Here is a 26,542-nt window from a genome sequence, read left to right on the forward strand (position 1 = left end):
ATGGGGCGCGTGGGGTCCTCCCTGCCTGAATCGGACCCGAAGGTGCAAGAGCAGCAGGGGCGAAAGGTACGCTGATTCCCAGATTACGGCCATTTCCGGTACTTTCCGGGTGTTTTATTGCCGCCCGGCGCCGAATCCGCTCTTCAGACGCATGACGTAACCGATGACTTCGGCGACCGCATGGTAATGCTCGGTCGGGATTTCCTGGTCGATCTCGACGGTGGCATAGAGCGCGCGGGCGAGCGGCACGTTCTCGACGATCGGGATGTCGTGCTCGCGCGCGATCTCCCGGATCTTGAAAGCGAGGTTGTCGACGCCCTTGGCGACGCAGATCGGCGCCGACATGCCACGCTCGTAGGACAGCGCGATCGAATAGTGGGTCGGGTTGGTGATGATCACGGAGGCCTTGGGAACCGCCGCCATCATGCGCTTCTTGGAGCGCTGCTGGCGCAATTGCCTGAGCTTGCCCTTGATGTGCGGGTCGCCTTCGGACTGCTTGAACTCTTCCTTGATCTCCTGGAGCGACATCTTCTGCCGCTGGAACCAGCTGCGATACTGGAAGAAATAGTCGCCGATGGCGATGATCGCGAGTGCGGCGACCACCGCGCCGAGCAGATGAATGGTCAGGCTGGTGGTGGCGCCGAGCATGGCGGCCGGATCGAGCTTGACCATCGCCTCCATGCGATGCCGCTCCGGCCACAGGATCGTGGTCATGACCGCGCCGAGCACGATCAGTTTGCCGAGACCCTTGAGGAAGTTCGCCGCCGCCTGCTTGCCGAAGATGCGCTTGAGGCCTTCGGCCGGTGACAGCTTGCTGAACTTGGGCTTGAGGGACTCGGCCGACCAGACCAGGCGGTGCTGGAGCAAGTTGCCGGCAATGGCCGCCAGCACCAGCATCATCAGCGGCACGCCGACCGCCGCCAGCACCGCGACTTCGATCTGCTGCATCAGGGCGAGCAAAGCCCTGCCGTCGGTCTTGATCATCCAGGAATTGGCAAGCAGGTTGCGCATCGGCGTCGTCAGCCCGCTGCCGACCGATCCCGAGAAGGTCGAGACCACGAGCGTGCCGCCCGCGATCATGAACCAGGTGTTGATCTCCTGGCTCTTGGCGACGTCACCGCGTTCGAGCGCATCTTCGAGACGTTTTTGCGTCGGGTCTTCTGTTTGACTCTCTGGATCGTTGTCTTCCGCCATCGATCACCTGGTCACTTGAGTGGCATCATCTGGTGCATGACACCGATGAAATAGTCGAGATACGTGCCCATCATCGCCGTGAGCACCACCGCGAGCACCAGGAAGCCGGCGAAGATCGACAGCGGCACGCCGACGAAATAGACCTGCATCTGCGGCATCAGCCGCGCCAGCACGCCGAGCCCGATATTGAAGACGAGGCCGAACACCAGGAACGGACCGGAGAGCTGCAAGCCGAGCAGGAACGCAGCAGAAAAAGCACGGGTGGCGAGCGCGGCGACATCGCCGCTCGACACCGTCTCGCCCGGCGCGAAGATCGCGTAACTGTCGTTCAATGCCGCGATCACCAGATGATGGCTATCGGTGGCGAACAGCAGCGTCACCCCGAGCATGGTCAGGAAGTTGCCGACCAGCACGCCCTGCTGTCCCTGCGTCGGATCGACCGAGGTGACGAAGCCAAGCCCCATCTGCTGCGCGATCACGGCGCCGGCGACCTGCAGCGCCGACAGCGTCACGCGCGCCGTCGCCCCCAGCACGATGCCAATCACGATCTCATGCAGCATCAGGACCAGCAGCGGCGCGAGCGAGCCCATGTCGACATGATAGGCATTGCGATGCAGCGGCAGGATGATCAGCGTGAGCAGCAGCGCGATCGACAGCTTGATCCGCGTCGGGATGTTGGTCTCGCCCAGGCCCGGCAACAGCATCACCATCGCGCCGATCCGGGCGAAGGCGAGCATGAAGGAAGCGGCGAGCGCCGGCAGCAGCGAGACGTCGATGCGCATAATTCACGCATTGTGCCTCAGCCGCCGATGATTCGCGACGATATCCGCAGCATGTGGGAATGGAGGGCATCGGCCATGAACGGCAATGCCAACAGCATCGTGGCAAAGATGGCCAAAATCTTCGGCACGTAGATCAGCGTCTGCTCCTGGATCTGCGTCAGCGCCTGGAACAGCGACACCACGACGCCGACCACGAGCCCCACGATCATCAGGGGCGACGACACGATCACGATGGTCCAGATCGCATCGCGCGCGACGTCGAGGGTTTCAGGTCCGGTCATTGCAAAGTTCCTTTGTTCGTGTCTCGCCTCCCACCGCCTACGAAGCGATGCGAAGACCTATCCCCGGAGGTCGAAATCAGATCGGCATCTTCATGATGTCTTCATACGCCGCGATCACGCGGTCGCGGACCGAGACCAGCGTGGACACCGCGACGTCGGTGTCTGCCACCGCCGTCACCACGTCCATCACGTTGGCCTTGCCGGCGGCCATCGCCACCGTCTGCGCATCGGATTTGCGGCCGGACTCCATGACGCTGCCGACGGTGTCTTTCAGAAGCGAGGCGAAGGACTGCCCGCTCGGCTCGCTGCCCTTGCCGGCGCCGCTGTTCTCCAGCACGCGAGCGAGGTTTGCATAGGCGTTGGCGGCAATTGTCGGTGTTGCCATGGCTCAAATGTCCTGTTCAGCTCTTGAGGATGTCGAGGGTGCGCTGGATCATCCGGCGCGTCGCACTGATGATGTTGAGGTTGGCCTCGTAGGACCGCTGCGCGTCGCGCATGTCGGTCATCTCGACCACCGAGTTCACGTTGGGGTACTTGACGTTGCCGGTCGCATCCGCCGCCGGATTGCTCGGCTCGTATTTGGTGCGGAAGTTGGACTGGTCGGGCTTGATCCGGCCGAGGGTGACGACTTGCGCGTCGAGCGTGCGGTCGAGCGCGGAGGAGAAGGTCGGCACCTTGCGCCGGTAGGGATCGCCGCCGGCACTCTGCGACGTCGAATCCGCATTCGCGATGTTTTCCGAGATCACCCGCATGCGCCCGGCCTGCGCGCGCAGACCGGAGGTCGCGATCGCCATCGAGCGGGCAAAGTCGCTGCTGTCATTCGCCATGATTTACCTCCAGCTCTTTTGTTTGGGCATGATCTCGTCGGAAAACCGCTGCACATTTTTCCGGATCATGCTCTAGCCTTTACCGATCGCGGTCTTGAGCAGATGCAGGCTCTTCGAATAGAGCGAGGTCGCCGCCGCGTAGTCCATCTGGTTGCTGGCGGCCTTCATCATCTCCTCTTCGAGATTGACGGCATTGCCCGCGGGGCGGGTCTCAAAACCCGCATTCTTGTTCTGGTCGAATCCGGAGGCCGCGCCTGACGGCGCCATGTGGGAACCGCTGGTGCGGGTCAGCGCCAAGGGGCCCATCGAGCCCGTGACGGCGCCGGCCTTGTCGAGCTTCGGCTCGACCAGGTCGCGCGGCCGGAATTTGGGCGTGTCGGAATTGGAGACGTTCTCGGACAGGACGCGCTGGCGCTCCTGGTGCCACTGCATCTTGGTGCGAAGCGCCGACAGCACCGGGAGGTCGTTGATGGACATCGTCGCGGCTCCTTCCGCCTCTCGGACCAGGTCCGAAGCTAGGCAGAATTTGCCGTGTGTATGGTTAACAGCTGGTTAAAGATGTTACGGGCAGACGTCGCTCGCCGGGACACGCATGCGCGCCTCCCGTGTTTCCACGCCCAAAAAACGGCGTTAACCCAACCGTTTGGCGGCGCGTGCACAGGCCAAGAAGTCGTTTTGGATCGAGCGATTCATAGGTTATTAAGAGTTGGGGACGGCAAAACTTGCCGTGGGACGTTAAGAAATCGCAGTTTGGGGCATCGTACGCCGGTGGTTGGCGCATCTGACCACAGGCACGAGAAAATCACCGTTTGTCGGGGACAAGTATGCAAGGCAGCCCTATCACCTTCATCGTCGCGTTCATCGTCGTTCTGGCGTTGATCGGCGTCGCTGCATGGCTGGTTCGCCGATTCGCCACCAGCCGGCTCGGCGCCAACACCCAGCGCGGACGGATGCCCCGGCTCGCCGTGATCGATGCCGCCGCCGTCGACGGCCGCCGCCGCCTGGTGCTGGTCCGGCGTGACAATGTCGAGCATCTCCTGATGATCGGCGGCCCCACCGACATCGTCGTCGAGCCGAACATCGTGCGCGCAGCGCCCGGCCGTGACCAGCTTCCGCAGCGTCCCAATGCCGCCGAGCCGCCGCGTCTTGCGCCGATGCCGGATACCGGCGGCTGGGCCGACGAAGCGCCGCGGCCCGAACTGCTCGATCATCCCGAACCCCAAATGCCCGAGCCGCCGCCGCGGCCCGTGCGCCCGTCCTTTGCCGACGAAGCACGCCGGCCCGCGCCTGCTTTGGCCGAGCGCCGCATCGAGCCGCCACTGGCCGGCTTCACGCCCGATCCGATCCCGCCGCGCCCCGAGCGCGAGTTGCGTCCGGAACCTGTTCCGCCGCGCGTTGCGCGCAACGAACCCCCTCTGATGCCGCGTCCGCCGCGCCAGAGTGAGCCTGTCAAGGTGCCGCCGGTGCGCGCCGAGCGCGCAGCGCCGCCGCCTCCTCCGCCTGTGCCGCAGGCGCCGCCCGTTCCGCCGCCGGCTCCTGCACCTTCGAACGCCGAGCAAAATCTCGCCGAGATGGCGCAGCGGCTCGAAGCTGCGCTGCGCCGCCCCGCCGGCGAGACCGTTGCCCCTCCGGTCGCGCCGGAGCCACCGGCCGCTCCCCCGCGCGTGGCTCGCAGCGAGCCGCCGGCGCCGCCGGCCCCGCCCGCAAAGCCGGCACCGGAAAAGACCAGCTTTGAAAATCTTGAAGACGAGATGGCCTCACTGCTTGGCCGTCCGAAGCCGTCTTCGTGAGGCTGCCGGCCCTCCCGCGTAGAGTTTTTTTTCTTTCTGTCCTGATCGGCGCGGCATCGCTCGCGATGCCGGCGCATGCACAGGATATCAGCATCAATCTCGGCGGCGGCGGCGCAGGCGGTGGCGGCGTCACTGAGCGCGCCATCCAGCTGATCGCGCTGCTCACGGTGCTGTCGATCGCGCCGTCGATCCTGATCATGATGACGTCGTTCACGCGCATCGTGGTCGTGCTGTCGCTGCTGCGCACCGCGATGGGCACCGCGACCGCCCCGCCGAACTCGGTGATCATCGCGCTCGCGATGTTCCTCACCTTCTTCGTGATGGGCCCGGTGCTGCAGAAATCCTACGACGAGGGCATCCGTCCCCTCGTCGCCAACCAGCTCGGCGTCGAGGACGCGCTCCAGCGCGCCTCCGTCCCCCTGCGCGGCTTCATGCAGAAGAACGTGCGCGAGAAGGATCTCAAGCTGTTCCTGGACCTCTCCGGCGAGCCGCCGCCAGCCACTCCCGACGAGCTCGGCTTACGCATCCTCGTCCCCGCCTTCATGATCTCCGAGCTGAAGCGCGCCTTCGAGATCGGCTTCCTCCTGTTCCTCCCCTTCCTGATCATCGACCTCGTCGTCGCTTCCGTGCTGATGTCCATGGGCATGATGATGCTGCCGCCGGCAACCATCTCGCTGCCGTTCAAGCTGATCTTCTTCGTGCTGGTCGACGGCTGGTCGCTGGTGGCGGGGAGTCTGGTGCAGAGCTACGGGGGATAGCTGCCCCACTCTCCCGTCATTGCGAGGAGCACTTGCGACGAAGCAAGCCAGGCTGCGGCCGCGGAAGACTCTGGACTGCTTCGCGGAGCCTGTCATCGGGCCGCGCTGCGCGCGGAATAGCGTAGTCCCCCCTTCCCTTTCACATACTGCCTGCTGAGGTGATCGCCGATCTGCGCAGCATGGCCACGCTTCGGGGAAGCCGGGCCGGTCTCACGTGCCTGGTCGGCATGGGCGCGGAACTCCCAGCTGTCGCCGTCGCGGAGGATCGAGATGGTCAGGCCGGCGGGGCCATCGGCATCGACCTACAATTCGGCCCGCGCCATGGCGATGGGTTCGGCTTCGTCTTGGCAGATTTGCCCATATCAGCACTCTCCTAGCATGAGAGGGCATCAGGCCGCCGCCTTGCGCGACACCTGTCGAGAGGCGAGAGGGTGCAGGGTTCCTACCGCGTCATCTTGATCTGCCGCACGACGGGGATCGTGGGCAGCGAGCCGGTGTGGTCGCTCTCGTCCTTGGCCTGCGGCGAGGCCGGCGCGCGGGCGGTGGCGTCGGGGAAGCGCTGCTTCATCTCGCGCAGGAAGCCGTCGAGCGTGTCGACGCTGGCGGCCAGCTTGGCGATCTCGGCGAACTCGGCGCTCGAGGCCCCGGCCGGCTTGCTCGCGATGTCGAAGGCGAGCCGGTCGGCGCTCTCGCTCATCAGCGGTGCGTATTTCTCGCGGAAGCGCGACAGGCCGATCGAATCGTCGGCGAGCGCATAGCCGACGGCGGCGCGGATGATGTCGCTCTTCTCCACCGTGTTGAGCGGCTTGAAGTCACGGAAGCGGTCGCCGTAATAAAGCTCGATCTGCTCGGCGGATTCACGCCAGCGCCGCCCTGCCCAGAAGATGTCGGAACGCAGGCGCAGCACCTCGCGCCCCGAGACGTTGGAGACGATGTCGAGCGCGAGATCGTGGCGGCCGACGTCGCTCTGCGCGCGCGCCTCCAGCAGCAGGCGCTGCTGCCTGAGCTCGCCGGAGAGGTCGCTGATCCGGCTCGCGCGCAACGCCGTGATCGCCATGTCGGGCCTGCGGTTGGCGAGATAGATCATGGAGAGGCGCGCGGCCACCTGCGCACGCGCCGCGCCTTCGAGGCGGTGGTCGACCTGATATTGCAAGAGCTCGGCGGCCTGGTCGAGCAGATCGATCGAGGCGAGACGGTCGGCGAGGCGGCGGATCAGTTCGTCGCCGCGGCGGCCGATCGGCGTCAGCTCGCGGAACTCGTAGAACATCCCGAGCGCCTCGACCGGCGGCAACTCGTCGCCCTTGGGGCCCAGGAAGATCTGCGTGAACAGATCGGAGGCGAGGTCCTGTGCCTGGCGCGAGGCGTCCGCGTTCGGCTGCAGCTTCGTCGCGGTACGCGCCGCGGTAAGCGCGTCCCGGTAGCGCCCGTTCTCGGCATAGATCTGCGACAGCATCTGCAGCGTCTTGACCTCGATCGAGTCGCCGCGCCAGGTCATCGAGAGCGTCTCGAGCTCGCGCAGCGCGTCTTCCCTGCCGATCTCGTCGCGCTTCTGCCGCAGCGCGACCTCGAGCTGCTTGGCCTCGGCCGCAGCCGGCCGGTCGGCCGAACCGACCGCGAACTTGTAGTCGTCGAGCGCGTCCTTGTCGTGGCCGAGCGCCTCGGCGAGCCGGCCGCGCAGCACGGCGAAGCCGGGCGCGGCCTCGGGCGAGACGCCGACCACCTCGAGCTCGCTGCGGCGCTTGGAAGCGCCGGCATAGTCCTTCACCTCGAGCGAAGCGCGCATCGCCTCCATCGTCACGATGCGCTGAATGTCGAGCGGCAGCGAGGCAATGGCGAACTCGACGTTCTTGAATTTTTCGCGCGCATCGGCCCATTTGCCCTGGCGTGCATAGGCGAGCGCCTTCCAGAGCTGGGAATCGTGGCTGTTGCCGATCACGGGGTTGGCGAGGTCCTTCAGGCCCTGCGCCGGCCGGCCGATCAGGATGCTCGATATCGCGTGCATGATCAGCGCACCGCTCTCCTCCTTGTTGAGGGGATCGCTCAGCATCAATTCGGTGACGGCCTTGGCCTCATGATACATCGCGCGCGACATGTAGAATTGCGCGAGGTCCAGCCGCGGTAGCGAGCGCAGCGCAGGTTCGACGGCCGAGATCGCGGTGATCAGGTTGCCCTGGCGCGTCCAGAAATCCTCCGACTGGCCCTTGCGCCAGTTTTCGGGACTGAAGATCGGTCGCACCGCAGTCGGCGCCCGCTCGGCCGAGATGTCGACCGGCGACAGCGTCAACCCGCCCTTCTTGCCGAGGATCACCTTGTCGGACCCGACCTCGACGCCGATCTCGTCGGAATTCGGCCGGATCGCGATGCCATGCGCGGATTCCAGCAGCGCGAGATCGACGAGGTCCTGCCGCTTGATGAAACCGCGCACCGGCCGCTGCCCGGTGACGACATAGAGCGTGTCGCCGGCGTCGGGGTCGGTGAGCTTGTGCAGAAGGCCCGGATTGGCGAAAGGGATCGCGATGTTGGCGAGCGCGGGGTCGGTGATGTTGCGCGACATCAGCAGCGGCAGCGGCGTCGCCTGGATCTTGTCGGCGAGCGTCAACAGCCAGTTGGTCTCCTTGCCGACCTCCTCGCTCGTCAGCGAATAGACCAGCGGCCGGGTGAGACGGATGCGCACCGCCTGTCCCTTGTCGAGCGGGATGCGGCCGACCTCGCCGATCATCGCACCGCCCTTGGTGCGTATGGCCTCGACGTCGATCGGCTTGGCCGTATCGAACACCAGCCAGACGGTGTCGCCACGACGGAATGCCGCCGCAGGCGTTGCGACCGGAAGCGGGAAAGTCACGCGCAGGCCGTCGCTGTCGCGGCGGGCATCGACGCTGGCAGCAGTGGGCGGCGGCATGGCCGGCGCCTCTGCCGGCGCAGGCTTGACGGCTTCCTTGACCGGCTCCTTCGCGACCTCTTTAGGCGCTTCGGCAACAACCGGTTTGGCCGGCGCAACCGCGGCTTCTGCAACGGGCTTGGGAGCATCCTTGGGCGCTTCCGCAGCGTGCGCGGCTTCGACCGCGGGAGCCGGCGCTGGTTTCGGCGCTTCAGCGGGCGGCATGGCGGCGGGCGCTTCCGGCTTCACCTCGGGCTTGACGTCGATTTTGGCTTCGCGCGCGATCGTCTCCGACGTCGGGGGCGCGATCTCGCGATGCGCGTCCTTCGGCTTCTCGGCCGCCGGCTTTTCAGCCGCAGGCGCAGGTCCGTGACCGGCAGGCTTGGCCTGCGCGATCGCCGCCTCGGCCGTCATGGCCATCTTGCCCTTGTCCGGCTGGAAGGCGATGTCGACGACGTAGTTCTTGTCGTCGCGGAACGAATGCACGTCGGAATCGCCGATCAGCGCGATCTCGACACTGGTCTGGTCGATGTCGCCCTTCTGCTTGATCGAGGCGACGTTCGGGGGCGCTGCGACGACCGCATCCGCCAGATCGAAATTGAGGTTGGCGTTGAAAGCGAGCGTGAGCTTCTGCTCGTTGAGCACGGAGGAGACGCCGACGCCGTCGGGCATCTCGAACACGAAGCGGACGAAGGTCGGCTGCACCGAGGCGCGCACGCGGATCTGCGGACGCTTCTTGGACTCGGCTGCGGCGCGCTGGGCGCGCAGGGCGCGTTCGGCGACGCGGGCGCGCTCGGCCAGTTCCTTGACCACATCCATGGGCAGGCTCGGCGGCGGCCCCTTCCACCCCTCCGGCATGAGGTCGATGAAGGTGCGCTCGCCGGCATTCATGGTGTTGACGGTGACGCGCCGCGCCAGCGACAGGCGGATGGCGCCGCCATCGGGATCGCGGCGGGCGGAGTTGACGTAGTCGGGGGCGCCTTCCGGGACGCGATCGACGGGAACGTCCACCGCCCGGTCGAAGCGGATGACGAGAATGGAGCCGGCCATCGTCACCTCGGAGGGGACGTCCTCGCCGAGCTTGATCACGAGCCGGGCAAAGCCGCCGCCGGCCGAGAAAGTCGCCTCGCCACGGATGGCATCGGCCGCCCGGGTCGGCGCACTGAAGCCGGTCAGCAGGCAGGCTGCCAGCAGCGGCGCCACGCGGACATGACGCGACAATCCCAGCGCCAGGGCGCGGGCTCGCGACACAAATCCAGCGGCAGCCTCTCGCGCCATTGGCGGCATTTCTTCCGGTTCGACGGTCCACGCCGGCATTGCTGCCGGCCCCTGCCCTCGACTGTAGGTTTTGCCAATTAAGGACTTCTTAAGTATGAGCCCTCAATTCGGCTTTTGCGTCGGCTTGCCGTCGATCTTGGGCAGCTCGCCGGCCGAGGCGGATTGATCGCCGCCGCCATTGGCCCGGCGGGCCATCTCGACCGTCAGCCGCTCGGCGGCCTCGGGCGACATCAGCCCCATGATGTCCGACATCTTTCGCGGCGCGATCGCGGAGGCGATCTCGATCAGCACGCCCATCTCGAGCCGGTCGAACACCCGCGCGGCGTCCTTGGGCTTCATGCCCTCGTACATGGTCACGAGGCCCTTCATGCGCTGGGCTTCGGCGGCCTTCTGCTCGGCCTGCGTCGCGGAGATGCGGGTTTCCACCGCCTTCATCTCCTCGACCTTGTTTTCGATGCGCTTCTCGGCCGATTTCAACAGGCTCTCGCGGATGTCGATCTCGCGCTGGCGGGCCTCGATCTCCTGGCGGCGCGACTGCAGGCGTTCCAGGATCGCGCGCTCGGAGGCCGGGATCTGCGGCGGGGCTTCCTCCGCCTTGACCACGGTGCCTTCGGCCTTGGTGTCGGGCGCGGCCGGCTTCGGCGCCGGCGCGCCATGGGTCGAGCCCGTGATATCGGGGTCCTCGCGGCCGCTCGGGAAGTTCAGATTCTCCTGTGCCCAGGATTTCTTGGTCTGGTTCGGCTTGTAGTCGAAGACATAGCCGCCATTGATCACGAGGCCCGCGACCTTCAGCGTGGCGAGACCTGCGATAGCGACCAGCACGACCGGAATGACGCGGATGTTACGAAAGGATTTCATACCCTGACTTTATGCCGCAAGGCCGTTGGATCGGCGTCGCTCGGAGAAGGCTTCGGCCGCAGCCGCCACCGCCTTCGCCGACGAGGGCTTGGCTGCGGGCGCCACGACCATTTCCGGGTTGGTCACGGGGCGCGCGGCGATCGCGATCTTGGACAGGCGCCGCACCACGTTGTCGGCTTCGCCGAGCTGCTTGTAGAGCTGCTCGGACATCTGGGTCGCCGCCGCAAGCTGGCTGCCGAGGTTCTCGTTGACGTCGCGTACGGCGAGCTTCAGCCCGCCGATCGCGCGCTCGGCGATCTCGGTTGCGGTGATCAGCTCGCCGATGACCGCCTTCAGCGAATGCTCGTCCGCCTTCAGCCGTGTCAGCCGCTTGTTGAGCGTGACGCAGTAGACGATCGTCAGCAGCAGCAGAATAGCCACCAGCGTCTCGATCGCCATTCCCAGGGAGTGGTTCATGGGGCCTCCATCATCTTGTTCTGCTCGTCGACCTTCTCGAACATCGCAAGTGTCGTACTTGGCTTGCGCAGGGGTTTCGTCACCCTGATAGCGACGCGGTCGCCGACCCGGCCCATGCGTCCTTCGGTGATGGTGACGTCGCCGCAGCGCACGGTGACGTTGGCATCGGCGCGCATGTCCAGCGGCAGCGTGTCGCCGACCTTCAGCCGCATCAGCTGCTTGAGCGGAATGTCGGCTTCGTAGAGCACGGCGTCGACGGAGATCTCGGCCTGGACGATCTCGGTGGCGAAATGGCCTTCCCAGATCTGGTCGCGGCCGAACTTTTCGCCCATGAACATCTGGAGCAGGACGCCCCGGATCGGCTCGATGGTCGCGTAAGGCAGCAAGAGCTCGATGTTGCCGCCGCGATCTTCCATGTCGATCCGCAGGCGTACCAGGATCGCGGCGTTGGCAGGACGGCTGATCGCGGCGAAACGCGGGTTGGTCTCGAGCCGGTCGATCGTGAAGGTCACCGGCGACAGCGGCCGGAACGCCTGCTCGGCGTCGGCCATGACCACCTCGACCAGCCGCTTGACCAGCTCGGTCTCGATCGTGGTGTAGGGCCGGCCTTCGATGCGGAGCTGGCTCGAGCCGCGGCGGCCGCCGAGCAGCACGTCGATCATCGAGTAAATCAGGCTGGAATCGACCACAGCCATGCCGAAATTGTCCCACTCCTCGGCCTTGAAGACGGTGAGGACGGCGGGCAGCGGGATCGAGTTCATGTAGTCGCCGAAGCGCACCGAGGTGATGCGGTCGAGCGAAACTTCGACGTTGTCGGAGGTGAAATTGCGCAGCGAGGTCGTCAGCAACCGCACCAGGCGGTCAAAGACGATTTCGAGCATCGGCAGACGCTCGTAGGAGACCATCGCCGAATCGATGATGGCGCGAATGCCGGAATGGTCGTCCAGCGTGACGTCGCCGACCGCGAAGCCGAGGAGGTTGTCGATCTCCTCCTGCGACAGCACGCGCTCGCCGGAATTCTTGCCGGCGCCGAGATCGCGGCTGCCGTCCTCGACCATGGCCGCCCATTGCAGGGCCATGGTCTCGGATAGTTCGTTTTCGGCAGCAGCCTTCGCGGCCTCGGCGGGATCCTCGGAATCGAGCGAGGCCTCCCATTGGGCGGCAATTGCATCCTGGTCTGGTTGGTCGGTGCCTGCCATGATCCCTAGCCCGTCATGCTCACTGGATCACGACTTCCTTGAACAGCACCGCGCTGACCTGGACCGGGGCCACCGCCGCGTTGACGCGCTTGGTCAGCTCTTCCTTGAGACGGAAGACGCCGGCGGAACCGTTGAGGTCGGAGGAGCGCAGCTCGCGCACATAGGTCTGGAAGATGTCGGTGATGCGCGGCATCGTCGGCTTGATCGCCTCGATCTGCTTCTCTTCCTTCAGCTCCAGCACGACCTTGAGCTTCAGATATTGCACGCGCTCGCCCGGCGCGCCGGCGAGGTTGACCATGATGTCGGGAACCTCGACGAAAGCCGGCGGCTTCGGCGGGGGCGCCACCTCGGCGTGATGCTCGTCGTCGCCATGCCGGAAAAAGAAGAACCAGGTCGCGGCACCGCCGCCGAGGACCGCGAGCAGGCCCACGGCCATGATGATGATCTTGAGCTTGTTCTTCGGCGGAGCGGCTTCCGCGCCTTCGGCAGCTGCGCCGCCTTCCGCTTCATTCTCTGCCATGGTCGCCGCGCTCGTTCATGTCTCAAAGGGATCGAAAGAGCGAAGCTCCTGCAGACAGTGACGCGATACAAATGCCCCAGCGCAGTGCGCTCCTCTTATGTGCAAACGCTACGGTAATAATGGTTAACGGAACCTTTCGATTGGGCCTTCACTAGGAAAAATCTGCCGGGCAAACATGGCTAACAGACCCTTTCTGCCGCCTCCCCGCACCCTCGAAAAATCAACAAGACATTGAAATTACACAATCTTCCGGAGTGGCACGACTTTCGCTGAGAAAGGACCGAGACCCGACGGTTTGGGAGAACCTGACAGTCTCGTTCACGGGGTCGGCCAAGGCGCTTGGGAGAGCGAAATGGCGGATCTCACTCAGGGGAGATTTCCGATGCAGAACGCGCTTCTGATCGGCTTGTCACGGCAGATGACGTTGGAACGGCAGATGGATGTCGTCGCCAACAACGTCGCCAATGCCAACACCAACGGCTTCAAGGCCGACCATTCGCTGTTCGAGGAGTACCTCAACTCGAATGCGCGTGAGGACAATTTCGCCGGCTCCGACCGTCGGGTCTCCTATGTGCAGGACCGCGGCACCTTCCGCGACGTCAGCCAGGGGCCGCTGGAGATGACCAAGAACCCGCTCGACATGGCGATCACCGGCAACGCCTATTTCGCAGTGCAGGCCAATGGCGGCGAACGCTACACCCGTGACGGCAAATTCTCGCTCAACAGCACTGGCCAGCTCGTCACCACCGACGGCAACCTCGTGCTCGGCACCAGCGGCCCGATCACCTTCCAGCCGACTGACCACGACATCAACGTCGCCCCCGACGGCACCGTCACCGTGCTCGAGGGCACGGCCAAGGCCGACTCGATCCGCGGCAAGATCCGCATGGCCTCGTTCGACGATCCAGCCAAGCTGACCAAGCTCGGCGCCAACCTCTACAGCGCCGGCTCCGCGACCGCGCAGGCCGGCACCAAGTCGACCGTGCAGCAGGGCTACGTCGAGAAGTCGAACGTGAACTCGGTCGGTGAGATGAGCCGCATGGTCGAAGTCATGCGCAGCTACACGGCCATCGCCAATCTGCTCCAGCAGCAGAGTGACATGCACAAATCGGCGATCGAGAAGCTCGCCGACGTTCCGGCCTGATTGAAGGAGAACTGATATGCAGGCGCTTCACACCGCAGCGACCGGAATGGCGGCACAGGAACTCAACGTTCAGGTGATCTCCAACAACATCGCCAACCTGCGCACCACCGGCTTCAAGAAGCAGACCGCGGCGTTCCAGGACCTGATCTACGAACACGTCCGCCGCGTCGGCGCCCAGTCCTCCGACCAGGGCACCATCCTGCCCGTCGGCGTCGACATCGGCGGCGGCGTCAAGACCGTCGGCACGCCGCGCAGCATGACCCAGGGCACGCTGTCGCAGACCGGCAACGATCTCGACGTCGCCATCTCCGGCGAAGGCTTCTTCAAGATCCTGATGCCGGACGGCAGCTTCCAGTACACCCGTGACGGCACCTTCCAGATGGACAATCAGGGCCGCATCGTCACCGCGCAGGGCAACCCGGTGCAGCCGACGATCACGATCCCGAACAACGCCTCGGGCCTCACCATCAACGTGCAGGGCCAGGTCTCGGTGACGCTGCCGGGCTCGTCGACCTCGACCGTCCAGGGCCAGATCGGCCTGACCCGCTTCATCAACAAGGCGGGCCTCCAGCCCGTCGGCAACAATCAGTTCACCGAGACGCCCTCCTCCGGCCCGCCGCAGGACGGCACGGCGACTGCCGAGGGTTTCGGCAACATCACCCAGAGCAGCCTCGAGCAGGCCAATGTCGACGTCGTCTCGGAGATGAGCGACCTGATCGCCGCCCAGCGCGCCTACGAGATGAACGCCAAGGTGATCAGCGCCGCCGACCAGATGATGCAATCGACCACGGCGCTGTTCCGCTGAGGTGATGACGATGATCCGGACCACCCTCGCCACGATCTCCGCTCTCCTCGTGCTGGCGCTGCCTGCACGGGCCGCCGACGATTTCATCGCGACGCCGACGCTGCGCGCGAGCATCACCGTGACCTCGGACGTGGTGCGGGTCGGCGATCTCATCGACAATGCCGGATCCGCCGCGCTGATCCCGGTCTACCGTTCGCCCGATCTCGGCACCACCGGCGCGCTGCCGGTCGCCCAGGTCCTGAGCGTGCTCCGTGCCAAGCAGGTGATCGGCGTGATGACCGGCGACATCAAGGAGGTCCAGGTCACCCGCCTCGCCCGCACGCTCGTCAACAAGGACCTCGAAACCGCGGTCGCCTCGGCGCTCGAGCGCCGCTTCGGCCTCGGCGATGCCGCCAACATCACCGTGACGTTCGACCGCGGCATCGCCGACATGCGGCTGGATGCCTCCAACACCGGCGTGCTGCAGCCGGTCGCAACCCGCTATGACGCCCGCGGCGGCCGTTTCGACGTCGCCTTCGAGATCAACAACGACAACAATCCGGCGCCGACCAAGCTGCGTTTCACCGGCACCGCGATCGAGACGGTGGAAGTGGCCGTGCTGACGCGCGACATCGACCGCGCCGATCTCCTCAAGTCCTCCGACGTCGCCGTGGAACGCCGGCCGAAGGCCGAGGTCACCGGTGAGGCCGCTTCGCGCGACCGCACGCTCGGCATGCAGCTCCGCCGGCCGATGCGGGCGGGGACGCCGATCCGCGTCGCCGACATCGTCAAGCCCGACTTCGTGCAGCGCGACCAGAGCGTCACCGTGATCTACCAGGTCCCCGGGATCTACCTCACCACCCGCGGCAAGGCGATCGAGAGCGGCGCCGAGGGCGACACCGTCAGCGTCCTCAACCTGCAGACCAAGCGCACGCTGACCGGCGTGGTCACCGCCCGTGGCCAGGTGACGGTCCAGGGCGCCAGCCAGTCCGCGCCGACGCCGGCCGCGGTCGAGCAGACCTCCTCGCTCAAGCGCGACGAAGCGCCCGTCCCCGCGGCCGCCACGGCCGCAGCACTCGCCCAGAGCCTGATCCAGACCCCGGCGTCCCCGGCCCAGATCGCACAAGCCCAGATCCCGCAAGTTCGCGTCTCGCAAGCTCCAGCCAAGTCAGAGTAAGTTCATGTCCAGCTTCAGTTCGGCTTCCCGTCCTCGTCGCATCGCGGTCTCTGCTTTGCTGCTGGCAATTTGCGCGCTGGCGAGCGGCTGCTCCTCGATCGACCGCCTGTCGCAGATCGGCGAGCAACCGAAGCTGGCGGCGATCGAAAATCCGACGACGCAGCCCGGCTACAAGCCGGTGCAGATGCCGATGCCGAAGCCGGAAGTCGCCTCCTACAATCCGAACTCGCTGTGGCGCAACGGCAGCCGCGCCTTCTTCAAGGACCAGCGCGCGACCCATGTCGGCGACCTCCTCACCGTGACCGTCAACATCACCGACAAGGCCAACCTGTCCAACGAGACCCAGCGCAGCCGCACCAACCAGGAAAATTCGGGAATCGACGACTTCATGGGCGCCAAGACACTGGGCGCGCAGGCGGCGAAGGTGCTGCCCGGGCGTATCCTCGCCGCCGACTCCACCGCCTCCAGCGACGGCAAGGGCTCGGTCAACCGCCAGGAAGCGTTGCAGACCAACGTCGCCGCGGTCGTCACCCAGGTGCTGCCGAACGGCAATCTCGTGGTCGAAGGCAAGCAGGAGATCCGCGTCAATTACGAGATCCGCGAGCTCATCGTTGCCGGCATCGTCCGCCCCGAAGACATCCAGAGCGACAACACCATCGATTCCAGCAAGATCGCGCAGGCCCGCATCGCCTATGGCGGCCGCGGCCAGATCATGGACGTGCAGCAGCCGCGCTACGGCCAGCAAGTCATGGACGTGCTGCTGCCCTTCTAAGTTTCTCCCGAGCTCCCACATCGTGTTCGCGAACCTAGGCGCGAACGACGATGTACGACGCGGCCCTCGCTAGCTCCCCTGGCGAGGGCCGCATGTATTTTTGGCGATGGTGATTTGGGTAATTAATCCGCACCCGCGGCTGTGACGAGCGTGCCGCAAGCCAGGCCCTCCGCTGTCATCGTCTGCGAAAGCGGACGATCCAGTACGCCGAGGCCTTCGTTGCTAAATCGATATAGCGCGACGTACTGGATTCCCCGCCTTCGCGGGGAATGACGGCGGAGAATGCCGCAGCACCCTCAACTAAACTCCGCCTCCACCACGCCGAGCCCGTCCAGCTCCATCCGCACCTTGTCGCCGGCCTTCAGCCACAGCGTCTTCACCAGACTCCCCGTCAGCACGAGCTGTCCAGCATGCAGGTCCTTGCCCTCGGCGGCGAGATGGTTGGCGAGCCAGGCGAGTGCGTTGTGGGGATGGCCGAGCACGTCGGCGCCGGTGCCGTGGCTAACCTCTTCGCCGTTGACGATGGCACGGCCCTTGACCGCCTTCAGGTCCGGCACCGACGAGCGCGAGACCACTGGCCCCAACACGCAGCCGGCGGCGAAGAAATCGTCGGCGATCAAGGTCGGCGCCCCCATCGTTTCCCACTTCACGTAGCGGTCGTCGACGATCTCGATCGCGGGATGATAGGACTCGACGGCCTCGCCGACCCATTCGGCCGTGAACGGCGCCTCGCCGGCGGCGAGATTGCGCTTGAGCCGCACCGCGATCTCGCATTCGACGCCGACCCGGACATAGTCGGCAGCTGCGAGCTGCACGCCACTGTCGTGCACGCCCTTCTGGAACACGCCGCCGCCGCAAGGATGGGGAATGCCGATATAATCCTGCATTACCTGGCTGGTGCAGCCGATCTTGTAGCCGACGAGCGGGCCGACATGCGGCAGCAGCAGATCGTGCAGCGCGCGCTGGACCTGATAGCCCTCGGCTTCATCGGCGGGCGGGTGGTCCAGCGCCGCGAGCGGCGCGTGGTTGCGGCGCGCCAGCGCGATCGCCTTTGCGGCTGCGAGAATATTGTCCATCGGCGCCGCCTCCCACGCTACGCAATCGAGAGCGGCACTTCAGCATCCCCGCGGGGGTGTGACAAGCGCGGGGGCACCTCATGACCAACCCAAGCCGGATGACCCGCGAAAGCAGATCAATCTCGCTATGGGAACTCCTAAGGCCTGCTGCCGGCGTTTAAGGAAATATTGAGCTGGTCCAGGCTTTATGGAGATGCGCGCCCTGTAGTGGCGCAGCAAGCCTGATTGCAGCGATCCGTGAAGCTGCTGGATCGGCGTCTCAGCATCCGACTCGATGTCGTTGATGCGACTCGCAAAACTCGCCCCACCTGAAGTGAAGGCTGTTTCTCATCCGAACTCACGTGAGCTCGGAGGAGTTGAGTCTAGTCCATTGATCGCGATTCACTTTTCGCCATCGCGCTCGCATGTTGAAGCGCGCGGCGGCAAGCGACAGGCAAAATGAGGATCGCTGCGCGAAACCGCGCCTTGCGTCCGAAAAACAAAGAGCCGCATCGCTGCGGCTCGGACTCTATTCGTCGCGATAGACCTTCTCGCGTTTCTCGTGGCGCTCCTGCGCTTCCACCGAGAGCGTGGCGATGGGCCGGGCCTCGAGCCGCTTCAACGAGATCGGCTCCCCGGTGTCCTCGCAATAGCCGTAGGTGTTGTCCTCGATACGCTGGAGCGCGGCGTCGATCTTGGCGATCAACTTGCGCTGGCGGTCGCGGGCGCGGAGTTCGATGGCGCGGTCGGTTTCGGACGATGCCCGATCGGCGAGATCGGGGTGGTTCACATTCTCCTCCTGCAGGGCTTGCAGGGTGAGCTTGGACTCTCTGAGGATTTCATCCTTCCAGGCGAGGAGCTTCAAACGGAAGTACTCCTTCTGCCGATCGTTCATGAAAGGCTCTTTTTCGGTCGGTCGGTAGTTTTTCAACTTTTCCAAGGGCGGCCTATCTGTCTAAGCAACGACTCGCATACGGAACGGGGTCCGCTGAGCGGGGCCTTATATAGCGACCTCCCGTGACAGACAATGTTTCCCTGAAGGCCCGATTGGCGCCCCCAAGCCCTTGCACAGGAAGGTTTATCCTGGAGGGCCCGGGGCGGCCGAAGACCTAGTAGCCGACCGTGAAGCGCTGCCTCACATGGGCCGGCCGCTCGATCTCGTCGGCGAGCGCAATGGCGTAATCGGCGAAGCTGATCCAGCTCTTCCCGCTCGCATCTGCGAGAAGCTGGTCGGTCCCGAGCCGGAACTTGGCCGTCCGTTCCCCCTCGATGAACAGGGCCGACGGCGAGATGAAGGTCCAGTTCAGCTCCTTTTCCTGCCGCAGCAGGTCGAGAAAGGCCGAACCCGCCTCCGCCTCAGCCTTGTATTGAGCCGGAAAACCGGGAGTTGTAACCAGTTTGACGCCCGGAGCGACCTCGAGGCTGCCGGCTCCGCCGACGACGAGATAACGACCGACCTTGGAGTCCTTTGCCGCGCCGATCAGCTTGAGCGAGTAGCTGGCCAGGAAATGCACGGAACTCACCGCGACGTCGTGCCCGGCCCACAGCTTGCTAAGGCCGGCCTGGTCGAGCACGTCCCCCTTGGTGGCTGTGACGTTCGGCAGGGCCGCGATCTTCTCGGGGTTGCGGGCGATGGCCGTGACCGCATGGCCGCGGCGGGACAGTTCCTTGGTGATCTCCGACCCGGCCCGGCCCGAGGCTCCGGCAACTGCGATTTTCATGGAAGGCTCCTTTGCTTCTGTGGTAACTAACGGTGACTAGATATCAAAAGGATTGCTGGTGTTAAGAGAGCACTTTGTGCTTACCTGATTACGCAGGAGTAACCGGCAAGCGTAACCGGCAAGGTTAGCCGGCAAGCCGCCCAAACGGAGCGTGAGGACCCGACGATGAAGCCAGACGTCTATGCAGCGAACTGCCCCACGCGACAGATCCTCGACCGCGTCGGCGACAAATGGGCGGTGCTGATCCTGCTGCTGCTGCGCGAGGAGCCGATGCGCTTCAATCAGTTGCGCCGCACGATCGAAGGCATTTCGCAGAAGATGCTGAGCCAGGTTCTCAAATCGCTCGAACGCGACGGATTGATCAAGCGTCACGCCATCGCAACGGTGCCGGTGACCGTGGAATATTCGATCACGCAGCTTGGCGTGACGCTGGCTGGCGCGGTCGATCCGCTGCGCGATTGGGCCGAGCAGAATCTGAAAGACGTTCTCGCCGCCCAGCGCCGCTACGACGCGCAGTTGAAGGATGAAGCGGCGTAAGGCGCTACGCCTGCCCGGCCTTGGCGAGCTCGACCTCGACGCGCAGCTCGATCTCGGACAGCACCGAATCCAGACCGGGATCGCCGGATGACGATTTCAGGTTGGCCGCAGCGTCACGCAGCCGCATCACGGTCGAGGCGTCGAGTTTGCCGGAAAGAAGCCCCATCTTGAGATCGTCGAGCACGTCGAGCGCGCTCTTGCCGCGCACGACCGAGCGCTTGCGTCGCTCGGCCGAATCCTCCTCGATGCCTTGCAGCGCGAGCAACCCGTCGATGTTGGCGGCGGCCTTCGGTGCGGCGGCGCCCCGCGTCTCCGGCGCCGACGAGGTGTCGGGCAGCACGAAGGTGCCGGAGCTCGTCCGCCTGGCCTGACTGGCCGGCGTGCCAAGCGTGGTGCCGTTCGGTCCGTAGATGCGCATCGGAAGCAATCCGGGTGATCGATGCGCCACATTCGCCGTCTTATGGTTAACGGCTCGTAAACAGCCCGGCAAAATCTGCCCACAGGCGGCAGTTTCGCTCCTCAGGGACAACGCAGGCTGAGACCCGTCGAAACAGATTTATTCAACCTATTCAGCGACCTACCCCCGCTGCCCCGGGTTGGCACAGCGCTCGCAAGGACAGCGTCGGACCAGCTCGTCATGGGAGTGTCGTGATGGTCCTTCGATTTGAGGAGCCTTTTTAGGAGCCTCGGGGGAGCAGAGGATGCCAGGCGTTCGTTGGGTGAGGTTTGTTGGGGTGGCCTGCGCCGCGCTGTCAGCGCTGGCGCTGTCGGTCACGTCTGCAAGCGCGACATCGCGCATCAAGGATCTCGCCAATATCGAGGGCGTGCGGCAGAACCAGCTCATCGGCTACGGCCTCGTCGTCGGCCTCAACGGCACCGGCGACACCCTCAACAACATCCCCTTCACCAAGCAGTCGCTGCAAGCGATGCTCGAGCGCATGGGCGTCAACATCCGCGGCGCTACGATCCGCACCGGCAACGTCGCCGCCGTGATGGTGACAGGCAATCTGCCGGCCTTCGCCACCCAGGGCACGCGCATGGACGTCACCGTCTCCGCGCTCGGTGACGCCAAGGATCTGCGCGGCGGCACCCTGCTCGTCACCCCCCTGCTCGGCGCCGACGGCAACGTCTATGCAGTCGCGCAGGGCTCGCTCGCGATCTCAGGATTCCAGGCCGAGGGCGAGGCCGCCAAGATCGTGCGCGGCGTCCCGACCGTGGGCCGCATTGCCAACGGGGCCATCATTGAGCGCGAGATCGAGTTCGCGCTCAATCGCCTGCCGAACGTCCGCCTAGCGCTGCGCAACGCCGACTTCACCACCGCCAAGCGCATTGCAGCTGCGATCAACGACTATCTCGGCGTCAAGAGCGCCGAGCCAATCGATCCCTCGACGGTGCAGCTCTCGATCCCGCCGGAATTCAAGGGCAACGTCGTCGCCTTTCTCACAGAGATCGAGCAGCTCCAGGTCGATCCTGACCTCGCCGCCAAGATCGTCATCGACGAACGCAGCGGCATCATCGTGATGGGCCGCGACGTGCGCGTCGCGACCGTCGCCGTGGCGCAAGGCAACCTTACCGTCACGATCTCGGAGAGCCCGCAGGTCAGCCAGCCCAATCCGCTGTCGCGGGGACGCACCGTGGTCACGCCGCGCACCGGCGTCAGCGTCACCGAAGACGGCAAGAAGCTCGCCCTGGTCAAGGACGGCGTCTCGCTTCAGCAGCTCGTCGACGGCCTCAACGGCCTCGGCATCGGCCCGCGCGACATGATCAGCATCCTCCAGGCGATCAAGGCCGCCGGTGCGATCGAAGCCGACATCGAGGTGATGTGATGCAGACCGGCATGATCAACACCCCGCGTGCCGCAAGCGCCTCGGCCTTCTCCGTCGAGAGCCGCAACGGCCGCCCGGACTTCGAACTCGCCGCGGCACTGCAGAAGGTCCCGCCGAAGCAGCAGGCCAAGGCCCAGAAGACCGCCACCGATTTCGAGGCGATGTTCCTCAACAGCATGTTCTCGCAGATGACCTCGGGTCTGAAGGGCGAAGGCCCGTTCGGCGACACGCCGGGCACCGGCGTGTGGCGCTCGATGCTGACCGAGCAATATTCCAAGAACTTCGCCAACGCCGGCGGCGTCGGCGTCGCCACCGAAGTCTATCGCACTCTCATCATGCAGCAGGCGAAAACGATCCGCACGGCATAAGGTCAAACGAGATGAACCACTTCAACGCCTCGCGTCAGCCGGTGCAAGCGCAGCGCCCGAATACCGCACCCGGCAGTGCCGAGTCGCGCAAGGTCGCCGAGCAGTTGATGGATGCGATGAGCGCCCTGCTCGGCCTGATCGAGCGCGAGACAGAGCTCGTGCGTGCCGGCAAGGTCCGCGAGGCGATGGCCCTCGAGAGCAAGAAGCAGGAGCTGTCGCAAAACTATGTCGGCGCCATCAGCCAGTTGAAGGCGAACCAGGCCCAGCTCGCGAAATCCGCACCTGAGCTGCTCTCGACGCTGCATCGGCACCACGATGCATTCCGCGCGATGCTCCAGGTCAATCTCACCGTGCTCGCAACCGCCCACGCGGTCTCGGAGAGCGTCGTGCGCGGCGTCAATGCCGAGATCCAGAAGCGCAACGTGCCGAACACCTACACGGCCGCGGGGCGGCGCGCCACGCCGGGCCCGCGCCACATCACCCCGCTCGCGGTCAGCCGCTCGCTCTGAGCGCGCGCAAGAACAAGCGACAATTTTACGAAAAACCGCGCGACGACATCGTCGCGCGGTTAGGCACGTTTCCTTACCGGGTCTTCAATCCTGGTGTTCCATGGTTGCGCATTGAGAGGGGTTGGGATTTGACTCACGTGAGGCAACCAGGAGGCTGCCATGAGTACAGATTTCAGCATCAGGCCGGTGGGGATACCGGTCCCAACGCAGATCGTAACGACGTCAAATACGGCGGCGAACGAGGCGGTGCAAACTGATTTGCCGGTGAGCCAGACGGTCGCCGCAAGCGATGCGAGCGCGCCTGTGCGCAATAGCTTGCAGAACGAGAACGTCTCGCGCCAGGTCGTGTTCGACCAAGCGGCGGCGTCTTTCGTCTTTCAGGTGGTCAACGACAGGACCGATGCAGTGGTCAACCAGTTCCCCGACGAAGCGATGCTGCGCCGGCGAGCCTATTTCCACGCAGAAGATCTGAAGTCGCAGCCCTCGCGTCCGTCCAGCACGGACCGCAGCGCCTGACGATCAGGCGTCGCGCGTCGCAACGGCCGTGTCGAGATGGCTCGAGCCGGTCGCGGGATCGGTGACGACGTCCCTGATCTGCGCCTTGCCGGTATCCGTCAGCGTGAACTTGGCGTTGCCGAAGCGGAACGAGCCGTGCTTGATCACGGACGGCCGGACAGACCGGCGGCGATATTGCGGTTGATCTCGATCAGCGGACGGAAGTGATCGAACTGCGGGCTCATCTGCAGCGCGGCGGTCTGGCTCAGCACGAACACGCTGATGTTGGCGATTTTCTGCCGGACGTCGATCGGTTGCGGATTGCTGTCGCGCATCGCCTCGCTCAGGAAAATCGTCCAGAGCTTGCGATTGAACATCAGAGCCTGCGTGGTCTGCTCGCTGAACGGGTCGGCGTTGTTCACCGCATCCTGGAGCTTGTTCGCGGCCTTGAGCAGGGTCTGCGCTTCGATGTCGCGAGGAGATGCGGTGGTCGTGGCAACACGCGCGTAGGCCGAGGCAGCGGAATTCGACATCAATCACACCTTGGAGGTTACCTAGCCCGTTGAACGCGCTTAAGGATTTCTTTCCCGACCCTAGGCAGCACCGCTTAAGATTTGCTTACGTGTGTGCTTGGAAGCACTCCGGACTATTACGGGGCACGGAGTTCTTCGTCGTCACGAAGCTAGATGCGCACATGCACGCTGTAAACACGTTTAGCGTGATGCGCATCATCTCGGCTAATCCGCTCTTAGCGATCTCTGTAAAAAGAACGGCGGAGCATTAGCCCCGCCGCGATGTGTCGAGTTGCGATCTTGCGCCGCGAGATTAGCGGAGCAGCTGCAGCACGCTCTGTTGCGACTGGTTGGCCAGCGACAGCGCGGACACCGCGATCGACTGGCGGGTCGACAGCGCCTGGCTGTTCGCCGCTTCCTCGTTGGTGTCGGCGAGTGTCAGGTTGGCCGAGCCGGTCTGCAGAACGTTGATCAGGTTCTTGGAGAAATCCTGGCGCACCTGCACGATCGACAGATTCGAACCGAGCGAAGAACCTTCGGAGCGCAGCGTGCTCGAGGCGGCATTCAGGCTGGCCAGCACCTTGTTGGTGGCACCGTTGTCGATGAAGTCCGTGCCGGGAACGAGATTGCTGAGACCGAGACCGGCGGCGTTGAACACGACGCCGTTGATGCCGAGCGTCGAGCTGCCGTTCTCGTTGAAGACCAGCTTCAGCGTGTCGCCGTTGAGCAGGTTGACGCCGTTGAAGGACGAGTCCTGCGATGTCGTGTCGATCTGCGCCAGGATGTTGTTGAACTGACTGACCAGGCCGGAGCGCGCCGTCTGCGCGACGGGATCCTGAATCGGGGGCTGCGCGGTGGTAAAGGCCAGCACGCCGGTGAGCGTACCGCCGACCGTGCCGCCTGCGGTACTCGAGCCGAGGGTCGAGGACGCGTACTCGTTGACGGTGGTGACCGTCAGCACGCCGTTGGCATCGATGGTCGCCGTCAGGTGGTTGGCTTGAAGCTGCACATTGAGCTGGTCGAGCGTCTTGACGGTGCCGTTGGTGCCGTCGCCGAAGGTGACGTTGACCGCCGTGCCGCCGTTGAAGGAGGTGAAGGTCAGCGTCTTGCCGCTGACGCCGCCAACACCGGAGTTGCGCGCCGCGGCGAAAGCGGTGGCCGTTCCCGTGTTGCCGCTGAGACCGAACGCGTTGAGCGCGTTGCCGGTGCCGGTGATCGACAGGTCGGCGTTGATGCCGGTGGAGAGCGCAAGCTGACCGCTGCTGTTGACCGACGAGGGGATCTGGCCCGCGGTGGTCGACAGCGTCGCCGCGCCGTTGAAGATGCTGGCGGTCTTGACGCCGGTGGCGAGGTCGATCGAGTTGAGCAGATCGGTGAGCGTCGCGCTCTGGAGGTAGACGGTCGAATTACCGTTGCCGTCGGTGACGATATTGTTGTTGACGCCGCCGGAGGTCACGCTCAACGCCGACTGGGGCGACTGGGCGTTTTTGAACGTGATGGTGTGGCCGTCGATGTTCAGCGTCGAGCCGTCCTGAACGAGCGAGCCGAGCGAGCCCGCGGTGGTCGATCGGTCCGCGCTCACGCTCGCATTGCCTGCGCCGGTCGCCGCGGTCAGACCGAGCTTGTTGAGGAAGTCGGCCTTGCCCGTCAGGCTCAGATCGGCGCCGGTCGAACTCTTCAGCGTGACCTGGCCGCCCGTGACGGATGATGCCACCTGCAGCGTACCGATCGGACCGGTCGAGCCGCTGACCGTAATGGTTGCCGCGCCTGCACTGATTGCCGCGGTCTTGACGCCGCTGGCGAGGTCGATCGCACTTAGCACATCGTTGACAGTCGCGCCGGGCGCGGCCGGCGTTCCCTCGTAGACGATCGAATTGCCGTTACCGTCCGTGGCGATGTGCCCGCTGGGGTTGAGGCCCCAGCCGGTCGGCTGCGTCGTCGGGGCGATACCGGTGCGGAAGGTGATGGTCTTGCCGTTGACCGTGATGGTGTCGCCGTCCGCGGGCGGCGCGCCGAAGGTGGTGGATGTCGTGGTGCCGACCAGCGTGGTGGTACCGGAGAGTGCAGTCGTGCCGTCGGCCGCGGTCGCGGCGAACCCGACATTCGTGCCCGCGTTCGAGCCCAGCGAGGCGCCGAGCGCGGCGGTTCCCGTGACCGGGGTCACGCCACCGGCTGCGCCGGTATAGAGCACGTTGCTCTTGGCGGTCGCGCTCGCATAGGAAGTCGTGCCGCGCAGATCGGCGGGCGTCGCACCGGGAATCGTGGTGGAGACGTTCGACTTGGTGGAGTAGCCGACCGTGGTCTGGAGCGCCTGGTTGGCGATCGACTTGGCGCTGTCGATCAGCTTCTGCAGCGAGGTGATGCCGGTGTTGGCGGCCTGGAGCACCTGCACACCGTTGTTGATGCCATCCAGCAGGTTGCCGATGTCGCTCGCCCGATTGTCCAACCCCTGCGCCGTGAAGAAGTTGGTGGGGTTGTCGAGCGCCGTGTTGACCTTCTTACCGGTCGACAGCCGCTCCTGCGTCGTGGCCAGCAAGTCGGCCGTCGACTGCAGCGACAACAGGTTCTGGCGAACGGACGCCGAGAGAACGATGTTGGACATTGGCGAGTCTTCCTCTTGAACCGGGTACGAATCGGCCGCGCGGTCTTGAAAGCGGGCTTTTGTCCAGTCTTAGGGGGTCTCCTTTAAAGTATGGTTAACGCCGGTTTAAGGGATAGGGTTAATGGCCGGTGAAGGCCCCTGCCCGCCTCCGGACGCAAAAAAGAGCGGCGGGGCAACTGGCCCCGCCGCTCGATTTATTTAGTGATTTCAGATGCTTAT

General features: G+C 64.9%; 29 protein-coding genes. 11 read left to right on the top strand and 18 right to left on the bottom strand.

All coding sequences use genetic code 11. The annotated features are described in order from the left end of the window. Nucleotides 1-114: 114 nt before the first annotated feature. The 6 genes from flhB to flgB all read right to left on the bottom strand — a co-directional run bounded on the left by flhB (nucleotide 115) and on the right by flgB (nucleotide 3,561). The gene (gene flhB, locus IVB31_RS23785) at nucleotides 115-1,194 is read right to left on the bottom strand and encodes a flagellar biosynthesis protein FlhB (protein WP_247328389.1); all 1,080 of its coding nucleotides are present in this window, start codon (nucleotides 1,192-1,194) and stop codon (nucleotides 115-117) included. A gap of 11 nt (nucleotides 1,195-1,205) precedes the next feature. Further along, a complete protein-coding gene (gene fliR / locus IVB31_RS23790; RefSeq protein WP_247328391.1) occupies nucleotides 1,206-1,976 on the bottom strand; it encodes a flagellar biosynthetic protein FliR in 771 nt (256 codons plus the stop codon). Between the two features lie 17 nt (nucleotides 1,977-1,993). Beyond that, complete coding sequence (gene fliQ, locus IVB31_RS23795; RefSeq protein WP_129268713.1) at nucleotides 1,994-2,257, bottom strand: flagellar biosynthesis protein FliQ; 264 nt, start codon at nucleotides 2,255-2,257, stop codon at nucleotides 1,994-1,996. Between the two features lie 76 nt (nucleotides 2,258-2,333). After that, entirely contained in the window at nucleotides 2,334-2,642 is a 309-nt protein-coding gene (gene fliE / locus IVB31_RS23800; RefSeq protein ID WP_247328395.1) for a flagellar hook-basal body complex protein FliE, read from the bottom strand. A 16-nt stretch (nucleotides 2,643-2,658) separates the two neighbouring features. Next, a complete protein-coding gene (gene flgC, locus IVB31_RS23805; RefSeq protein WP_247328398.1) occupies nucleotides 2,659-3,084 on the bottom strand; it encodes a flagellar basal body rod protein FlgC in 426 nt (141 codons plus the stop codon). Nucleotides 3,085-3,156: 72 nt separating this feature from the next. Then, nucleotides 3,157-3,561: a flagellar basal body rod protein FlgB gene (gene flgB, locus IVB31_RS23810; protein WP_027518914.1), complete on the bottom strand. Its 405-nt coding sequence runs from the start codon at nucleotides 3,559-3,561 to the stop codon at nucleotides 3,157-3,159. Between the two features lie 347 nt (nucleotides 3,562-3,908). Here flgB and IVB31_RS23815 point away from each other — a divergent pair, with 347 nt between their 5' ends. Continuing rightward, nucleotides 3,909-4,874: a flagellar biosynthetic protein FliO gene (locus IVB31_RS23815; RefSeq protein ID WP_247328400.1), complete on the top strand. Its 966-nt coding sequence runs from the start codon at nucleotides 3,909-3,911 to the stop codon at nucleotides 4,872-4,874. Further along, nucleotides 4,871-5,632 carry a flagellar type III secretion system pore protein FliP gene (gene fliP / locus IVB31_RS23820; protein ID WP_007612290.1) on the top strand — a complete coding sequence of 254 codons (762 nt, stop codon included), beginning with the start codon at nucleotides 4,871-4,873 and terminating at the stop codon, nucleotides 5,630-5,632. Before IVB31_RS23815 ends, fliP begins: the two co-directional genes overlap by 4 nt. A gap of 442 nt (nucleotides 5,633-6,074) precedes the next feature. Here the strand turns inward: fliP and IVB31_RS23830 are convergent, their stop codons facing one another. The 5 genes from IVB31_RS23830 to fliL form a co-directional block, all read right to left on the bottom strand. After that, nucleotides 6,075-9,788, bottom strand: a complete 3,714-nt coding sequence (locus IVB31_RS23830; RefSeq protein ID WP_247328465.1) for a tetratricopeptide repeat protein — start codon at nucleotides 9,786-9,788, stop codon at nucleotides 6,075-6,077. 102 nt (nucleotides 9,789-9,890) lie between these two features. Continuing rightward, entirely contained in the window at nucleotides 9,891-10,646 is a 756-nt protein-coding gene (locus IVB31_RS23835) for a flagellar protein FlbB (RefSeq protein WP_247328402.1), read from the bottom strand. Nucleotides 10,647-10,655: 9 nt separating this feature from the next. Then, the gene (locus IVB31_RS23840; RefSeq protein WP_247328404.1) at nucleotides 10,656-11,102 is read right to left on the bottom strand and encodes a DUF6468 domain-containing protein; all 447 of its coding nucleotides are present in this window, start codon (nucleotides 11,100-11,102) and stop codon (nucleotides 10,656-10,658) included. Then, nucleotides 11,099-12,301: a flagellar motor switch protein FliM gene (gene fliM / locus IVB31_RS23845; RefSeq protein ID WP_027567600.1), complete on the bottom strand. Its 1,203-nt coding sequence runs from the start codon at nucleotides 12,299-12,301 to the stop codon at nucleotides 11,099-11,101. The genes IVB31_RS23840 and fliM overlap by 4 nt, the downstream gene beginning before the upstream one ends. Before the next feature lie 19 nt (nucleotides 12,302-12,320). Continuing rightward, nucleotides 12,321-12,821, bottom strand: coding sequence for a flagellar basal body-associated protein FliL (fliL, locus tag IVB31_RS23850; protein ID WP_247328406.1), 501 nt, complete (start codon nucleotides 12,819-12,821; stop codon nucleotides 12,321-12,323). Between the two features lie 382 nt (nucleotides 12,822-13,203). Here fliL and flgF point away from each other — a divergent pair, with 382 nt between their 5' ends. Genes flgF through flgH form a run of 4 tightly spaced genes read left to right on the top strand, consistent with a single transcriptional unit; the run spans nucleotide 13,204 to nucleotide 16,698 of the window. Continuing rightward, the gene (gene flgF / locus IVB31_RS23855) at nucleotides 13,204-13,965 is read left to right on the top strand and encodes a flagellar basal-body rod protein FlgF (protein WP_247328467.1); all 762 of its coding nucleotides are present in this window, start codon (nucleotides 13,204-13,206) and stop codon (nucleotides 13,963-13,965) included. Between the two features lie 16 nt (nucleotides 13,966-13,981). Continuing rightward, complete coding sequence (gene flgG / locus IVB31_RS23860) at nucleotides 13,982-14,770, top strand: flagellar basal-body rod protein FlgG (protein ID WP_247328409.1); 789 nt, start codon at nucleotides 13,982-13,984, stop codon at nucleotides 14,768-14,770. Between the two features lie 10 nt (nucleotides 14,771-14,780). After that, nucleotides 14,781-15,926, top strand: coding sequence for a flagellar basal body P-ring formation chaperone FlgA (gene flgA, locus IVB31_RS23865; protein WP_247328411.1), 1,146 nt, complete (start codon nucleotides 14,781-14,783; stop codon nucleotides 15,924-15,926). A gap of 4 nt (nucleotides 15,927-15,930) precedes the next feature. Then, nucleotides 15,931-16,698, top strand: coding sequence for a flagellar basal body L-ring protein FlgH (gene flgH / locus IVB31_RS23870; protein WP_247328413.1), 768 nt, complete (start codon nucleotides 15,931-15,933; stop codon nucleotides 16,696-16,698). A gap of 296 nt (nucleotides 16,699-16,994) precedes the next feature. Here flgH and IVB31_RS23875 read toward each other — a convergent pair whose 3' ends face one another. From IVB31_RS23875 to IVB31_RS23885, 3 genes are all read right to left on the bottom strand, one after another. Next, a complete protein-coding gene (locus IVB31_RS23875) occupies nucleotides 16,995-17,774 on the bottom strand; it encodes a fumarylacetoacetate hydrolase family protein (protein WP_247328416.1) in 780 nt (259 codons plus the stop codon). A gap of 508 nt (nucleotides 17,775-18,282) precedes the next feature. Next, nucleotides 18,283-18,648, bottom strand: coding sequence for an RNA polymerase-binding protein DksA (dksA, locus tag IVB31_RS23880; protein ID WP_247328419.1), 366 nt, complete (start codon nucleotides 18,646-18,648; stop codon nucleotides 18,283-18,285). A gap of 214 nt (nucleotides 18,649-18,862) precedes the next feature. Next, entirely contained in the window at nucleotides 18,863-19,474 is a 612-nt protein-coding gene (locus tag IVB31_RS23885; RefSeq protein ID WP_247328422.1) for an NAD(P)-dependent oxidoreductase, read from the bottom strand. 165 nt (nucleotides 19,475-19,639) lie between these two features. On the opposite strand from IVB31_RS23885, the gene IVB31_RS23890 reads away from it, so the two are divergent. Further along, nucleotides 19,640-20,011, top strand: coding sequence for a helix-turn-helix domain-containing protein (locus IVB31_RS23890; RefSeq protein ID WP_247328425.1), 372 nt, complete (start codon nucleotides 19,640-19,642; stop codon nucleotides 20,009-20,011). Nucleotides 20,012-20,015: 4 nt separating this feature from the next. On the opposite strand, the gene IVB31_RS23895 is transcribed toward IVB31_RS23890, so the two are convergent. After that, entirely contained in the window at nucleotides 20,016-20,429 is a 414-nt protein-coding gene (locus IVB31_RS23895; protein WP_247328429.1) for a flagellar assembly protein FliX, read from the bottom strand. Between the two features lie 283 nt (nucleotides 20,430-20,712). Here IVB31_RS23895 and IVB31_RS23900 point away from each other — a divergent pair, with 283 nt between their 5' ends. The 4 genes from IVB31_RS23900 to IVB31_RS23915 all read left to right on the top strand — a co-directional run bounded on the left by IVB31_RS23900 (nucleotide 20,713) and on the right by IVB31_RS23915 (nucleotide 23,230). Next, a complete protein-coding gene (locus IVB31_RS23900) occupies nucleotides 20,713-21,837 on the top strand; it encodes a flagellar basal body P-ring protein FlgI (RefSeq protein WP_247328432.1) in 1,125 nt (374 codons plus the stop codon). Further along, nucleotides 21,837-22,205 carry a flagellar assembly peptidoglycan hydrolase FlgJ gene (gene flgJ / locus IVB31_RS23905; RefSeq protein ID WP_247328434.1) on the top strand — a complete coding sequence of 123 codons (369 nt, stop codon included), beginning with the start codon at nucleotides 21,837-21,839 and terminating at the stop codon, nucleotides 22,203-22,205. The genes IVB31_RS23900 and flgJ overlap by 1 nt, the downstream gene beginning before the upstream one ends. A gap of 11 nt (nucleotides 22,206-22,216) precedes the next feature. After that, nucleotides 22,217-22,714: a hypothetical protein gene (locus IVB31_RS23910; RefSeq protein WP_247328436.1), complete on the top strand. Its 498-nt coding sequence runs from the start codon at nucleotides 22,217-22,219 to the stop codon at nucleotides 22,712-22,714. Nucleotides 22,715-22,873: 159 nt separating this feature from the next. Then, on the top strand, nucleotides 22,874-23,230 hold the full coding sequence (locus IVB31_RS23915) for a hypothetical protein (protein WP_247328441.1): 357 nt from the start codon (nucleotides 22,874-22,876) through the stop codon (nucleotides 23,228-23,230). Nucleotides 23,231-23,233: 3 nt separating this feature from the next. Here IVB31_RS23915 and IVB31_RS23920 read toward each other — a convergent pair whose 3' ends face one another. The 3 genes from IVB31_RS23920 to IVB31_RS23930 form a co-directional block, all read right to left on the bottom strand. After that, on the bottom strand, nucleotides 23,234-23,377 hold the full coding sequence (locus IVB31_RS23920) for a hypothetical protein (RefSeq protein ID WP_247328444.1): 144 nt from the start codon (nucleotides 23,375-23,377) through the stop codon (nucleotides 23,234-23,236). Next, nucleotides 23,374-23,742, bottom strand: a complete 369-nt coding sequence (flaF, locus tag IVB31_RS23925; RefSeq protein WP_247328446.1) for a flagellar biosynthesis regulator FlaF — start codon at nucleotides 23,740-23,742, stop codon at nucleotides 23,374-23,376. Before flaF ends, IVB31_RS23920 begins: the two co-directional genes overlap by 4 nt. Nucleotides 23,743-24,034: 292 nt before the next feature. Then, nucleotides 24,035-26,323: a DUF1522 domain-containing protein gene (locus tag IVB31_RS23930; RefSeq protein ID WP_247328448.1), complete on the bottom strand. Its 2,289-nt coding sequence runs from the start codon at nucleotides 26,321-26,323 to the stop codon at nucleotides 24,035-24,037. Nucleotides 26,324-26,542 lie beyond the last annotated feature (219 nt).

The sequence above is a fragment of the Bradyrhizobium sp. 21 genome (assembly GCF_023073335.1).
Taxonomy (GTDB): Bacteria; Pseudomonadota; Alphaproteobacteria; order Rhizobiales; family Xanthobacteraceae; genus Bradyrhizobium.